This window comes from Streptomyces sp. CG 926 (assembly GCF_003148825.1).
GTDB lineage: Bacteria > Actinomycetota > Actinomycetes > Streptomycetales > Streptomycetaceae > Streptomyces.
The window spans coordinates 137491-149973 of sequence record NZ_QGGZ01000015.1; the positions used below are offsets into that span (position 1 = coordinate 137491).

Sequence of the window (12483 nt, forward strand, 5' to 3'; positions counted from 1 at the left end):
ACGACGCGGGTGACGGCGAGGCATGAGCCTGGGACTCGACTCCCGGGCCCCGCTGAGCCGGCACCCCGCGGTTCAGCCCGGGTGGAAGTCCCAGCCGAGGCGGAGTACGGCGAGGTCGTCGGTGTGTCTGCCGGCGTTGAGCGCTCTGGTCCGCCGGATGAGGCTGTCCAGGTGCGCGGCGGGGTCCCCGGACGGTGTGGTGTCGATCAGGGGGAGGAGCCCCTCGATGCCGAGCCGGCCGCCGGCGTCACCGTTGTGTCCCTCGGTGAGGCCGTCGGTGTACAGGGTGAGCGCTCCGCTGGCCGGGAGGGGGACGACCGTGGCGGGCCAGTCGTGGCGGCCGGGGACGATGCCGAGCGCGACGCCGTGCCCGGCGCTCACCTCCAGGGTCTTCTCCGAGGTGGTGAGCAGCGGTGCGTGGTGGCCCGCCAGGTAGAGGGTGGCGGTGGCGGCCTGCTGGTCGAGGGTGAGCAGCGTGCACGTGGCGAACAGCGGCTGGGTGCCTCGCTCCGCCAGCAGCAGGCGTTCCATGAGACGCAGCAGTTCGGTGCCGTGGTGTCCGGCCAGGACGAGCGAACGCCAGGCGATGCGCAGGCAGACGCCGAGGGCGGCGGCGTCGGCACCGTGTCCGCTGACGTCACCCACGACGGCGTGCAGCAGCCCGTCGTCGTCCTCGACCACGTCGAGGAAGTCGCCCCCGAGCAGGGCCTGTTCGGCGCCGGGCAGGTAGCGGGTGGTCACCGTGACGGTGGAGGTGTCGAGGAGGGGCGGCGGCAGCAGCCCGCGTTCCAGCCGGGCGTTCTCCTCCGCACGCTGGCGGGCCGACTGGGCCTCGGCCGCCGCGCGCTCGGAGTGGCTCCGGTAGACGGCGTAGCGGACCGTGCGGCGCAGCAGTTCGGCTTCGACCTTGCCCTTGACGAGGTAGTCCTGGGCGCCGGCGGCCATCGCCTCGGAGCCCGCCTGCTTCTCGGACAGGCCGGTCAGGACGATCACGGCGGTGTGCGCGGTCATGGCGCGGACGGCGGTGACCGCATCGGTGCCCGACACGTCGGGCAGGTGGAGGTCGAGGAGGATGCAGTCGACGTCGCGGGCCGTGAGTTCCGAGCGGGCTTCGGCCAGCGACGCGCACGTGGTGAGCTCGAAACGCAGCTCGGTGTCGTGGAGGAGCTCCTCGACGAGCAGGGCGTCGGCGTCGTCGTCCTCTATGAGGAGGATGCGGTAGACCGGTTCGTCGGCGGCGATGCCGCCGACGTGGGGGAGGGTCGCGGTCATGGCGTCGGCTCCGTGGTGGCCCGGGTAGCTTCGGCGATGGCGGACGGTTCGGGGGGCGGTTCGGGAGCGAGGGTGAAGCTGATGCGCGTCCCGTCCCGGTACTCCGGGTCGACGGCGATGGCGCCGCCGTGGAACTCGACGATCTTCTTGCACATCGCCAGGCCGATGCCGCTGCCGGGATAGACGTCCTTGGTGTGCAGCCGCTGGAAGATCACGAATACCTTGTCGGCGTACTCGGGGCCGATGCCGATGCCGTTGTCGGTCACCGTGAACCGCCACAACTCCCCTTCCCGGGCGGCAGTGACGTGGATGACCGGCGCACGGTCCGGGCGGCGGAACTTGACCGCGTTGCCGATCAGGTTCTGCCAGAGCATGCCCATCTGGGTGGGGTCGGCGACGAGCGACGGCAGCGGATCGTGCGTGATCGTCGCGCCAGCCTCCTCGATCCCGACGCTCAGTTCGGACACGGTCCGTTCCATGACGAGGCCGAGGTCGACCTGTACGGGATCGTGGTGGACACGGCCCACCCGGGAGAATTCGAGCAGGTCGTTGATGAGGGTCTGCATACGGTTGGCGCCGTCGACCGCGATGGCGATGTACTGGTCGGCCTTGGCGTCGAGCTGCCCTCCGTAGCGCCGTTGCAGGAGCTGCGTGAAGCTGGACACCTTGCGCAGCGGCTCCTGCAGGTCGTGGGAGGCCACGTACGCGAACTGCTCCAGCTCGGCGTTGGAACGTTGCAGGTCGGTCGTCTGCGCGTCCAGGCGCCGCCTGGCCTCCTCGCTGAAGGCCAGTTCGCGTACGAGCCGGCGGCGCATGAAGTCGATCTCGCCGCTCAGCCGCCGCAGGTCGGCCGGACCGGCCGAGGCGATGGGGTGGTCGAAGTCGCCGCCGGCGACGGTACGGGCGTCCGCGGCGAGCTGCTCCAGCGGCCGGTTGATGCCGCGGCGCAGTCCTTCGAACACCAGGGCGGCCAGCAGGGCGATCACCGCCGCGATCGCCGCGAACAGCCAGTTCCGCAGCCTCATGGTGGCGGCGAGGTCGGCCCGTGTCCGCTCCCGCTCCACGCGCAACCGTTCCTGCTGCTCGACCATGGCCGCCCGCACGTCGTCGAACGCCGCCTTGGCCTCCGCGGCCCGTTCGGTGGCCGGCACGGAGGCCGCCCCGGGTGGTGAGGCGGCGACGGGGCCGGCGATCCTCTCCTGCCACGCGGAGAGCGCCTCCTGGACGGTCCTGAGGTCGTCGAGCGCGTGGGTGTCGCCGTCGCCCTCCAGGAGTCGCGTGAGCTGCGCGACGTACGTCTTCTCGTCCGTGAGCCCCCGTCGGTAGGGACCCAGGAAGTCGGGGGTCCCGGTGAGGCCGTAGCCGCGAATACCGGTTTCCTGGTTCAGGACGGCCGATTCCAGACGGAACGAGGTGGCCAACGCGGGGGACCGCACGTCCACGAGCTCGTCACTGATCGTCGCCGTACGCCCCAACACCCATGCCCCGGTCACCCCGAGCACGGCCAGCACCGCCAGCGATACGGCGACCCCCACGCGGAGCCACCGCCGGGTCGTCCACGCGGAAGGCCGCCGCGCACGCGACGGCCGCATCATGCCGGTCATCCCCTGAATCCCCTCCCGAAACGGCCACCTTGAACACAGGGCGCAGCGCACACTGTAGAGGGCGGCGGACAACATTTGTTGTCGTGTGCCGGAGCGGGGGCCTAGGGTGCGGGTATGCCAGGCATCAACTTCCACCTGCGGACCACTTCGAAGGAGACAGCCGCCGTCGCCGACGCGGCTGTCGCCGACCTCGCCCGCCGCCTGGCCCTCCACCTGCAGACGGACCTCTCCACCCCGACGGCGGACGACCGCGTGGCGGCGTTGGCCCGCCTGCACCTGCTGGACCACCTTCAACAGGCCGCGGAACGCCTGCAACGCGAGGCGGCCGCCGATGCCGCGCGCGCCGGAGCCGGATACCCCCAGATCGGCCGCGCATGCGGCATGACCCGCCAGGGCGCCCGGCGCCGTTGGCCGGGGCTCTTCAACCACACCGACGAAGCACCCACGGAGCAACCGACGATGAACGCCCCCGCCCGCCCGTTCGATGTCCTGCTCGTGGAGGACGACATGGCCGACGCCATGCTCATCGAAGAGGCACTCGCCGAGCGCGGAGCCCGCAACCTCGTCCAGGCCACCGACGGTGTCGCCGCCCTGGAACACCTGCGCAACCCCGAGAGCCCGCGCCCCGACCTCATCGTGCTCGACCTGAACATGCCCCGCATGAACGGCCGCGACCTGCTCCGCATCCTGAAGAACGACGCCGACCTGCAGACGATCCCCGTCGTCGTCCTCACCACGTCCTCCGCCCCCGACGACGTGGCCGGGGCCTACGCCGGCCACGCCAACGCCTACGTGACGAAGCCCGTCAACCTGGAGGAGTTCGAGCAGGCCGTCCGGAGCATCGACGCCTTCTACCTGGACACCGCGACGCGCCCGCCCCGCGCCTGACACCGGCCCCGGTCCGAGGACGTGCCCCCGGACGGCGGCCGAGGCTCGCACCGTGCCCCGCCGCTCGAGTCGCGAGTACGGTCGCACCGCCGCACCCGAGGGAGGCCCCGTGCAGACGTTCCTTCCGTTCCCGTCGTTCGACGCCTCGGCGTCCGCCCTGGACGCGCGCAGGCTCGGCAAGCAGCGGGTCGAGGCCGTGCAGGTGCTGCGTGGCCTGATCGTTCCCGGCTACGGATGGCGCAGGCACCCGGCGGTGCGGATGTGGGCCGGGTGCGAGGAGGCCCTCGTCCGGTACGGACTGGAGATCTGCGGGGTGTGGACCGCCGAGGGACGCGCCGATACCTGTGCCGCGACCTTGGTCCGGGACCTCGGGACATGGCAGCCCGGAGGCATCCCACGGACCCAGGCGCAGCTGGCGGCCGACGGGGACCTGCCGCCGTGGCTGGGCGCACCGGACTTCCACCGCAGCCATCGGTCCGCGCTGGTGCGCAAGGACCCGGAGTTCTACCGGGAGCGCTTCCCGGGTGTGCCGGACGACCTCCCGTACGTATGGCCCCGGTCGGACCGGGAGACGGACGAAGCGCCGTGAGCGCCGCTCCGCCCCGGGCATCGGCACCCCGTGCATGCGAACGGCTCCTCCCCACACGGTGTGGGGAGGAGCCGTTCGTCAGGGGAGCGGCGGCTCGCCGTCCTGGGATCAGGCGTGTCGGTGGGAGTGCCGGTTCCCGGTGACGAGGCGGTAGAGGGCCAGGAGGATGACGGAGCCGGCGATGGCGGCGATCCAGGTGGACAGGTCGAAGAAGCCGTCGATGGAGTCGACGCCGAAGAGGACCTTGCCGAGCCAGCCGCCGAGCAGGCCTCCCGCGATGCCGATGAGCATGGTGATGATGAGGCCGCCCGGGTCCTTGCCCGGCATGATCGCCTTGGCGATGAGGCCGGCCAGCAGCCCGATGAGGATCCAAGCGATGATGCCCATGATGCGTCTCCTGCCGTGCGCCGTAAGGTCGGTGTCGAATGCGCTTCTGCGCGCTGCTCGCGATTCCAAACGTAGGCAGTTCCGCACGGGCCGGGTGAGTCGACCCGGTCCGGCCCGGTCCGACCCGGCCGTGACCGGCCCGGAGCGACGCATGAAATCGGGGTTTCGGCGCAGGCGCGGCGTATGGAATGCGTGGTGTACGAAGAGCGGTCGGGCCGATCGGAAACGGTCGAGTGCGGCCTGGACGACGAGGCGTGCCGACTGGTGCTGAAGCGGTTGCGCGGGCTGGGCGAAGACGAATTCGGTTGGGTGCGACTGGTCGATCCGACCGAGGCGGAGTTCGTGCAGCTGGCCGCGGAGTTGGGCCTGCACCCCCTGGCGGTCGAGGACGCCGTTCAGGCGCGCCAGCGACCGAAGAGGGAGCGCTTCGGCGACGTCCTGGCCGTCGCGTTGAAGACCCTCTGGTACGTCGAAGAGGAAGCGGCGGTGGAAACCGGCGAGTTGATGGTCTTTGTCGGGCCCCGCTATGTCCTCACCGTCCGTCATGGCGAGGTGGATCCGGTCGCCGAGGCGGCCCGACGCCTGGATGCCGACCCGTCGATGCTGCGCTTCGGCCCCCTCTCGGTTCTGCACGCCGTCCTGGACGTCGTCGTCGACGCCTACAGCGGGGCCGCCGAGACGGTGCGCGCCGCGCTCAACGGGCTGGAGGACCGCGTCTTCTCCTCCTCCCGCGTCGACCACACCGAGGACATCTACTCCCTGAAACGAGAGGTCCGCGAGTTCCGGGATGCCGTCCAGCCGCTGGTTCCCGTCCTGCCCGGCCTGCTGAGCGGCCTGGCCGAGCAGGAGCGTCCGGCAAAGGTCCTGCCCTACTTCCGCGACGTGTCCGACCACCTGCACCGCACCGACACCGAGGTGCGGACGCTCGACGAACTGCTCAACTCGGTACTCGACGCCCAGCAGGCCCGGGTGGGCACCTGGCAGAACGACGACATGCGGCGCATTTCCGCCTGGGCTGCCATCTTCGCGGTCCCCACCATGGTCGCCGGCGTGTACGGGATGAACTTCGAGCACATGCCGGAGCTCGGCTGGAGCTTCGGCTATCCACTCGCCGTCGGCCTCATGGTGGTGGCGTCAGGCCTTCTCCACCGCGCCTTCCGTCGCAACGGCTGGCTCTAGAAGGCCGGACGCGGGAGCGGCCGCAGGCCTGATCGGCCCGCATGACGTCGGTCCCGACACCCGGGCGGGGTGTCGGGACCGACGTCATGCGAGGCGGCGCGATCAGGCGAGGGGGCCGCCGAAGGGGCCGCCGATGCCGTAGTACGTGCCCAGCTCCGAGCGGTAACCGGGATCCCCGAGATGCTTGTCCCGGTGGAACTCGGGTGCGTCCTTGATCTGTTCCTTCGTGCGGTCCACGAAGAGCTTCCGCTCCTCCGGGTCGATCCTGACGACCGTGTCGGCCGGCAGCAGGACCTCCTTGCCGAAGATCCACACACCGGTGTCGACCACCAGGTAGGCGTCACCGACCTCGTCGGAGTGCTTGTCGACCTTGCCGATGGTCCCGTCGGTCGCCTCGACCTTGTAACCGGTCAGGTCCGTACCGGCCAGGTGGCCCGCGGTCGGCCGGTAGCTCCACACATGTTCAGTCACGCGTAACAACTCCTCGGTCAACGGGGGACGACGGAGAAGGGATTCACCGTCGGTCCTCCTTGTTCCGTACGTCGTGCGCGGCGGTTCCTGCGTGCCGCACGGACGTCGCCTGCCCCGCTTCCCCTCCCTTACACACCCCGTCCGACGCGAGACGAACGTCGCTCTCCGTAGTCGAAATAGTGCGAGATGTGACGAGATGTGTCAGCTTGATGGAGGAGGAATTCCTACCTCCCCCTCACTAAGGAGTTGCCGTCATGGGCGGTATGCAGGACAAGCGTCAGGAGCCTGGCAAGGGTCGCGAGGAGCAGCAGCGTCCGCAGCGTCCCGGCCAGAACCCGGCACACTCCGAGCCCGGCCGGCCGTCCCGTCAGCCGGGCCGCGAGGAGACGCGTCGTCGCGAGGAAGGCCTCCCGCGCGAAGAGGGCCTGCGCGACGACATGTGACCTGAGCACCACCCCACACACGCAGAGCCCGGCCGGAGCCCGTAGTCACCCCGGCCGGGCTCTGTCAGGTCGTCAGCTCCCTGACGGCGCCGGGCCGGTATCCGGTCAGGCGGGCGGGACGCCGAACGGCATGCCGGAGAGGTAATGCGTGACCAGGGACTCGCGATGGCCCGCGTCTCCCAGGTGCTCGCCCCGGTGGAATTCCGGAGCGGCCTTGATCCGTTCCTTGGAGCGGTCCACGTGGACCACCGCCGCCGTATGGTCGATACGGGTCACCAGGCCGGCCGGCAGCAGGACCTCCTTGCCGAGGATCCACACACCGGTATCGACGACCAGATAGGCGTCGGTGACTTCGTCGGAGTGCTTGTCGACCTTGCCGATGCTGCCGTCGAGCGCCTCGACCCGGTATCCGGTGAGATCGGCCGCCAGGTAGTCGACATCGACGCGGTAGGCCCAGATGTTCTCCGTCATCGGAACAACTCCTTCGATCGCAACGCTGGCACCTCCGCCCCGTCGTCCCCGAGCACGGAGGATCCCTTCGAGGACGCGCCTGCCCGCCGGCCCGTGCTTCACGCCCCGCCCGGGAGCCCGGACGTCCTGTCCAGGCCGTAATCCCCTCGTCGGTCGTCTCCGAATTCGTTTGCTGCCGGCGCATGGTCTGCGCCGATACTGCGGCATGAGCAGAATCGCGCAGGTCATCGTGTTGGCGCCGCATGCGGACGAGGTCATGGAACCGCTGACTCGGTGGGACGACTCGCGCAGCTGGCAGGGCTGCTTCAAGGCGCTCGGCTTGTTCGCTGGTGGATGGGTGATCGAGTTCGAGCGGATGCGCCCCCGGTCCGGGTTGCTTCGGCATCTGGAGTCCCTGGCATGGCCGCACCCGGAGAGCGTGCAGGTGCTCATCCACGACGAGGAGGACGACTGCTTCGGGCTGTGGATGATGAGGGAGGGCGTCCTGACGGAGGTTCCGCTCCCCGGCCACAGGCGTTTCTATACTGCCGCGCCGGACACGGATGAGTTCCCACCCGAGCCGGGCCTGCTGTGGCGGCCGGAGACGGCAGCGAGCACCAATCCAAGCTGGATCTTTACGTCGCGCCAGGACCGGCGTCCTGCGTGGTAAAGCTCACCAGTCGAAGCAATGCCGCTGACCCTGTTCGTACCACTGCCGACGCCATCGCTCCACCGACCTCTCGCTCACCCGCAACACGGTGGCGATCGGCCTTCGGATTCAGTAAGCGTGCGCTCCGACCGTTTACGACGCCGGGGACGGGCCATAAGCGGTTCGACGGGAGTCCGCGACGGTGAGCGGCGCGGACTCCCGAGCGGGCCCGAGCCGCGTGATGGCATCCCCCCCCGCCATCATGCGGCCGGGGCTCCGCACCCGGGCGCGCCGCGCGATGAACGCGAACGCCCTGCGTTTTGGCGGCGCCGTCACATCAGACGGCTGGAATGCGCAAGGCCAGCAGGACCGTGTCGTCCTCGGGCTCGGTCGTCCCCACCGTGTCCAGGAGGGACCGCAGCAGCGTCTCCAGCGGCAGCTCCTGCGACGTCGCGGTGGCGAGTCGACGGACGAGGCGGTCGATGTTCTCCTCGATGTCACGGCCCCGCTGCTCGACGAGTCCGTCGGTGTACAGCAGCAGCGTGCTCCCCGGGTCCAGGACGCGGCTGTCGCACGTGCGCGGGCCGCAGGGCAGCGCCGGATGCAGCAGCAGGTCGTGCGGTGCCAGATGGTCGACCGCGCCGTCGGGGGTGGCGAGGAGCGGGGGCATATGGCCTGCGTTGCTCCACTTCATGTGCCATCGGCCGCCGGGCGCGGGCCGGAGATGGACATGGAGGACGGTGCCGCTCGCCGGGAGGTCCAGGCGCCGGCAGGACAGCTCCAGGGCGCTGAGAGCCTTCTCCGGGCCCTCTCCCGGGTGGTCGTGGTCCGCCTGCCGCAGCATGCTCCGCACCTGCCCCATCAACGAGGCCGCCCGCGTGTCGTGGCCGGTGATGTCGCCCACGGTGACGGCCAGGGCGCCCATGTCGCCCGTGCCGTCGGCGCCGGGCAGGGGGTAGGCGTCGTACCAGTCGCCCCCGACCATGTCGTCCCGCGCGGCAGGCCGGTACAGGGCCGCCAGTTCCAGGCCCGGCACGGAGGGGAGGTCGGTGAGCATCGCCTCCTGGAGCTGGCGCGCGACGCCGACGCGGTCGTCGAGGTGGAGGGCGCGTTCGACGGCCTGCGCGGTGTAACCGGCGAGCGTGGTCAGTACGGCCCGTGCGGCCGTGTCGATGGCGTACGGGTCGGCCCACCCCAGGACGAGCGTGCCGAGGACGCCGCGCGTGCCGCGCAGGGGTAGGCAGACGGCGGTGCGCAGGCCCAAGGAGTCGAATCCGGCGACGGCCTCCGGACCGTAGCCGGAGGTGATCTCGGACCGGTCGTCCACCACGACCACTCGGTTCTCGCGGACGGCCCGCGCGCTCGGCCAGTTCGAGTCGAGGGCGTACGACTCGGGGACCGTCTCGAAGGGCTGGGCACTGCCGATCGGGTCCGCGATGCGGTGCAGCGCCCCTCGGCTCAACAGGACCAGGCCGATGTAGGAAGGCTCGAGGTCGCCGCTGACCAGGTCGGAGACCCGACGGCGTACGTCGTCGAGGCCGCTGGTGTCGGCCAGGTCCTCGGCGGCCCGCAGCAGCAGCTGGGAACGGTCCAACAGGGTGTGCATGCGCGCGGCCGCTCCCTCGGCCGCCTCGGCCGCCTCCTGCGCCGCCACCTGGGACCGGCGTACGCTCTCGGTGCGCTCGCGCATCCGGATCTGGGCACTGCAGGCGGCGGCGAGGTCCGACAGGTCCCGTACCTCGTCCGCGTTCCACGAGCGAGCCTCGTGGTCCACCACGGCCAGGAGGCCCAGCAGCTCTCCGGAGCTGCCCGCGAGCGGAACGCCGGCGAAGGCGAACCCGGGTTCGCTCCCCGCGTGCCCGAGGAACAGCGGCCGTCCGAGTTCCGCCACGCGCCGGCAGCACTCCAGAACGTCCGGTGCGACGGGAGCCTCGGCCGGCCAGCACTCGGGAGCCGCGCCCGCGGACTCCCCGGCCCCGGACGGCACCAGCCACACGAGCCCCTGGGGTGCGGCCAGCAGACGTGCGGCCAGCCGGGCGAACCGGTTCAAGACCCCCTCCTTTCCGGGACCCGCCTGGGCCCGGGAGCACCCCCATTTTATCGTCGTGCACCCGTTGCGGGCCTTCCTGACGAGCCCACGCGCTACGGATCGGCAGGGCGTGTCACAGGAGCGGTCGGCCTCGGGGTACGGCATGTTCTCCTCAGCGGAGTGTGTCCGTTCACAGCCTGTATGTGCGGAGGTGTCCCGGTGGGCGCGACTGAGGGCGAGCGGACTGAGCCTCCCGGGCCGCCGCCGGGGCCGTCTCCCGGGCCGCCGCCGGGGCCGACGCGGCCGGAGTTCTGGCGCAGTCCGCTGCGGGGGCCGTGGCTGACCGCCGTGTTCGGGCTCGTCCTGCTGGTCGGGATCACGCTGCTGTTCGTCACCGGCCTGCTGTCGTACGCCGCGTACAACCCGGACCTGGCGCGGATCAATGACCAGACGCCGGACAAGGGGTGGCTCGGCTTCTATCTGTTCTCCTGGCCGACCTCGCCGTACTGGCTCTACCGGCTCACACAGGGCGTGCACGTGGTTCTGGGCATCGTGCTCGTGCCGGTGCTGCTGGCGAAGCTGTGGTCGGTCATCCCCAAGCTGTTCGAATGGCCACCCGTGCGCTCCGTCAGCCACGGCATCGAGCGTCTGTCCCTGCTCCTGCTGGTGGGCGGCGCCGGCTTCGAGTTCGTCACCGGCATCCTCAACGTGCAGCTGCACTACATCTTCCCGGGCTCCTTCTACGTCCTGCACTTCTACGGGGCATGGGTGTTCATCGGAGCCTTCGTCGTGCACGTGGCCTTCCGACTGCCGCGCGCACTGCGCGCCGTACGAGCCGGGCCGGCGCAGCCGCAGGCCGGTACGCAAGAGGCTGCCGGGCTGGTGTCGCCCCGGCCGGCGCCGCCGACCATCTCCCGCCGCGGCGCCCTGGGCCTGGTCGGGTTCGGCTCCCTGGCGCTGCTCGTGGTGACGGCCGGGCAGAGCGTGGGCGGCTGGTGGCGCCGGACGGCGTTGCTCGCCCCGCACGGCCAGGACCCCGGCTCCGGGCCGAACGGCTTCCAGATCAACAAGACCGCGGCATCCGTCGGTATCCGGCCGAGCGATGTCGGCCCCGCCTGGCGGCTGACCGTACGAGGGTCGGGCCGCCAGGTCGTCCTCACCCGCGCCGAGTTGCTGGCCATGGAACAGCACGAGGCGGCCCTGCCCATCGCGTGCGTGGAGGGCTGGTCGACCCCCGACCAACTGTGGAGCGGCGTACGGCTCACCGACCTGGCCGCCCTCGTCGGACGGGGTACGGACACCCCGCAGGCCCTGGTGGAATCGGTGCAGCGGGGCGGGTCGTTCAGTTCGGTCGTCCTGCGGGACAACCAGGTGCGTGACCACCGCTCGCTGCTGGCCGTACGCGTCAACGGGGCGGTCCTCTCGCCCGACCACGGCTACCCGGCCCGCGTGATCGTCCCCGGCGCGCCCGGCGTCCACAACACCAAGTGGGTCACCCGCGTCACCTTCGGAGAGGCGACGTGAGCGGCGCGCCGGCGTTCCGACGGCGTTACGGAGCCTCCCCGCTCCACCTGGTCCTCGTACTGGCCTCCTTCGCCCTCGCCGCCTACGCCGGTGTACGACTGCTGCGGGGCGACACCATGGGCGTGGCCCTGTGGTTCGTCGGGGCGGCACTGCTCCACGATCTCGTACTGCTGCCCCTGTACTCGCTGACCGACCGGGCCGCGCAGTTCCTGTTCGAGGGGAGGGCGGACCCGGGGCAGGGGGCGCCGAGGCCGAGCGTCAACTACGTGCGGGTACCGGCCTTCGTCTCGGGCCTTCTGCTGCTGGTCTGGTGGCCGCTCGTCCTGCGCCGGGTCGACCACTACACGGCGGCCACCGCACTTCCGGCCGATGTCTTCCTGGGGCGCTGGCTGCTGATCACCGCCGCCCTCTTCGCCGCCTCGGCGGCGACCCTCCTGATCCGCTGGTGGCGGGCGTCGGGGCCACGCCGACGGGCGGCTCGACAGCAGCGGCGAGCGGTACGACGTCAGCGGCGAGCACGCGACGCCGCGAACGACACGCCTTAGCCCGGCAGTCCATCTTCGGCGCCGGCCGTGCGGCCGAACGGCGGCAGAGGTCATCCCTTCGGGGGAACACCGCTCGGGAGGCCAAGCCGGGACCCGGCCCGACGACGAATGGGGCGTGCGGGCCGGTCACCGGGCCGCACGGCACCTCCGCACCGGGGGAGCCGCGTACCGATCAAGGAGATCTCGCCATGTCACGTGTTCTGAAGAACGCAGCCCTCGTCCTGGCCGCCGGGGCCGTCGTGGTCGGCGGTGCGTCGATGGCTTCGGCGGACGCCGGGGCCCAGGGCGCTGCCATCGGGTCGCCGGGTGTGCTGTCGGGCAACCTGATCCAGGTCCCGATCCACATTCCGGTCAACGCGTGCGGGAACACCGTCAGCGTCATCGGGCTGCTCAACCCGTCCTTCGGCAACACCTGCGTCAACGCCTGACCCGCACCGACCCGAAGGCCGGTCC

General features: G+C 71.0%; 14 protein-coding genes. 8 read left to right on the forward strand and 6 right to left on the reverse strand.

The window, feature by feature from the left end; genetic code table 11:
- Window positions 1–72: 72 nt before the first annotated feature.
- A complete protein-coding gene (locus BCL76_RS33175) occupies window positions 73–1272 on the reverse strand; it encodes a PP2C family protein-serine/threonine phosphatase (RefSeq protein WP_109783061.1) in 1200 nt (399 codons plus the stop codon).
- Window positions 1269–2876, reverse strand: a complete 1608-nt coding sequence (locus BCL76_RS33180) for a sensor histidine kinase (RefSeq protein ID WP_109783062.1) — start codon at window positions 2874–2876, stop codon at window positions 1269–1271. Before BCL76_RS33180 ends, BCL76_RS33175 begins: the two co-directional genes overlap by 4 nt.
- A gap of 114 nt (window positions 2877–2990) precedes the next feature.
- Between BCL76_RS33180 and BCL76_RS33185 the strand changes: the two genes are divergently transcribed.
- Complete coding sequence (locus BCL76_RS33185) at window positions 2991–3764, forward strand: response regulator (protein WP_109783063.1); 774 nt, start codon at window positions 2991–2993, stop codon at window positions 3762–3764.
- A 109-nt stretch (window positions 3765–3873) separates the two neighbouring features.
- Window positions 3874–4353, forward strand: a complete 480-nt coding sequence (locus tag BCL76_RS33190) for an MSMEG_6728 family protein (RefSeq protein WP_109783064.1) — start codon at window positions 3874–3876, stop codon at window positions 4351–4353.
- 108 nt (window positions 4354–4461) lie between these two features.
- Here BCL76_RS33190 and BCL76_RS33195 read toward each other — a convergent pair whose 3' ends face one another.
- Window positions 4462–4740, reverse strand: coding sequence for a GlsB/YeaQ/YmgE family stress response membrane protein (locus tag BCL76_RS33195; RefSeq protein ID WP_109783065.1), 279 nt, complete (start codon window positions 4738–4740; stop codon window positions 4462–4464).
- 195 nt (window positions 4741–4935) lie between these two features.
- On the opposite strand from BCL76_RS33195, the gene BCL76_RS33200 reads away from it, so the two are divergent.
- Window positions 4936–5919 carry a magnesium and cobalt transport protein CorA gene (locus BCL76_RS33200; RefSeq protein WP_258310049.1) on the forward strand — a complete coding sequence of 328 codons (984 nt, stop codon included), beginning with the start codon at window positions 4936–4938 and terminating at the stop codon, window positions 5917–5919.
- Between the two features lie 102 nt (window positions 5920–6021).
- Here the strand turns inward: BCL76_RS33200 and BCL76_RS33205 are convergent, their stop codons facing one another.
- Complete coding sequence (locus BCL76_RS33205) at window positions 6022–6390, reverse strand: PRC-barrel domain-containing protein (protein ID WP_109783067.1); 369 nt, start codon at window positions 6388–6390, stop codon at window positions 6022–6024.
- 254 nt (window positions 6391–6644) lie between these two features.
- Here BCL76_RS33205 and BCL76_RS33210 point away from each other — a divergent pair, with 254 nt between their 5' ends.
- Window positions 6645–6833 carry a hypothetical protein gene (locus BCL76_RS33210; protein WP_109783068.1) on the forward strand — a complete coding sequence of 63 codons (189 nt, stop codon included), beginning with the start codon at window positions 6645–6647 and terminating at the stop codon, window positions 6831–6833.
- Window positions 6834–6938: 105 nt separating this feature from the next.
- Here BCL76_RS33210 and BCL76_RS33215 read toward each other — a convergent pair whose 3' ends face one another.
- Entirely contained in the window at window positions 6939–7304 is a 366-nt protein-coding gene (locus BCL76_RS33215; protein WP_109783069.1) for a PRC domain containing protein, read from the reverse strand.
- 205 nt (window positions 7305–7509) lie between these two features.
- Between BCL76_RS33215 and BCL76_RS33220 the strand changes: the two genes are divergently transcribed.
- Window positions 7510–7953: a hypothetical protein gene (locus BCL76_RS33220; RefSeq protein WP_181382839.1), complete on the forward strand. Its 444-nt coding sequence runs from the start codon at window positions 7510–7512 to the stop codon at window positions 7951–7953.
- Window positions 7954–8269: 316 nt separating this feature from the next.
- On the opposite strand, the gene BCL76_RS33225 is transcribed toward BCL76_RS33220, so the two are convergent.
- Window positions 8270–9982 (reverse strand): SpoIIE family protein phosphatase, encoded by a 1713-nt coding sequence (locus BCL76_RS33225; protein ID WP_181382840.1) that lies wholly within the window; start codon window positions 9980–9982, stop codon window positions 8270–8272.
- 180 nt (window positions 9983–10162) lie between these two features.
- On the opposite strand from BCL76_RS33225, the gene BCL76_RS33230 reads away from it, so the two are divergent.
- The 3 genes from BCL76_RS33230 (at window position 10163) to BCL76_RS33240 (ending at window position 12458) form a co-directional block, all read left to right on the forward strand.
- The gene (locus BCL76_RS33230) at window positions 10163–11485 is read left to right on the forward strand and encodes a molybdopterin-dependent oxidoreductase (protein WP_109783071.1); all 1323 of its coding nucleotides are present in this window, start codon (window positions 10163–10165) and stop codon (window positions 11483–11485) included.
- Entirely contained in the window at window positions 11482–12030 is a 549-nt protein-coding gene (locus tag BCL76_RS33235; protein ID WP_258310050.1) for a hypothetical protein, read from the forward strand. The genes BCL76_RS33230 and BCL76_RS33235 overlap by 4 nt, the downstream gene beginning before the upstream one ends.
- Window positions 12031–12218: 188 nt before the next feature.
- Entirely contained in the window at window positions 12219–12458 is a 240-nt protein-coding gene (locus tag BCL76_RS33240; protein ID WP_030760401.1) for a chaplin, read from the forward strand.
- The last annotated feature ends 25 nt before the right edge of the window (window positions 12459–12483 follow it).

Bases quoted from the DNA above. Each gene is read 5' to 3' on its own strand.
- BCL76_RS33195 (WP_109783065.1), bottom strand. From the start codon at position 4,740: ATGGGCATCATCGCTTGGATCCTCATCGGGCTGCTGGCCGGCCTCATC.
- BCL76_RS33220 (WP_181382839.1), top strand. From the start codon at position 7,510: ATGAGCAGAATCGCGCAGGTCATCGTGTTGGCGCCGCATGCGGACGAG.
- BCL76_RS33180 (WP_109783062.1), bottom strand. From the start codon at position 2,876: ATGACCGGCATGATGCGGCCGTCGCGTGCGCGGCGGCCTTCCGCGTGG.
- BCL76_RS33175 (WP_109783061.1), bottom strand. From the start codon at position 1,272: ATGACCGCGACCCTCCCCCACGTCGGCGGCATCGCCGCCGACGAACCG.
- BCL76_RS33210 (WP_109783068.1), top strand. From the start codon at position 6,645: ATGGGCGGTATGCAGGACAAGCGTCAGGAGCCTGGCAAGGGTCGCGAG.
- BCL76_RS33230 (WP_109783071.1), top strand. From the start codon at position 10,163: ATGTGCGGAGGTGTCCCGGTGGGCGCGACTGAGGGCGAGCGGACTGAG.
- BCL76_RS33240 (WP_030760401.1), top strand. From the start codon at position 12,219: ATGTCACGTGTTCTGAAGAACGCAGCCCTCGTCCTGGCCGCCGGGGCC.
- BCL76_RS33185 (WP_109783063.1), top strand. From the start codon at position 2,991: ATGCCAGGCATCAACTTCCACCTGCGGACCACTTCGAAGGAGACAGCC.
- BCL76_RS33215 (WP_109783069.1), bottom strand. From the start codon at position 7,304: ATGACGGAGAACATCTGGGCCTACCGCGTCGATGTCGACTACCTGGCG.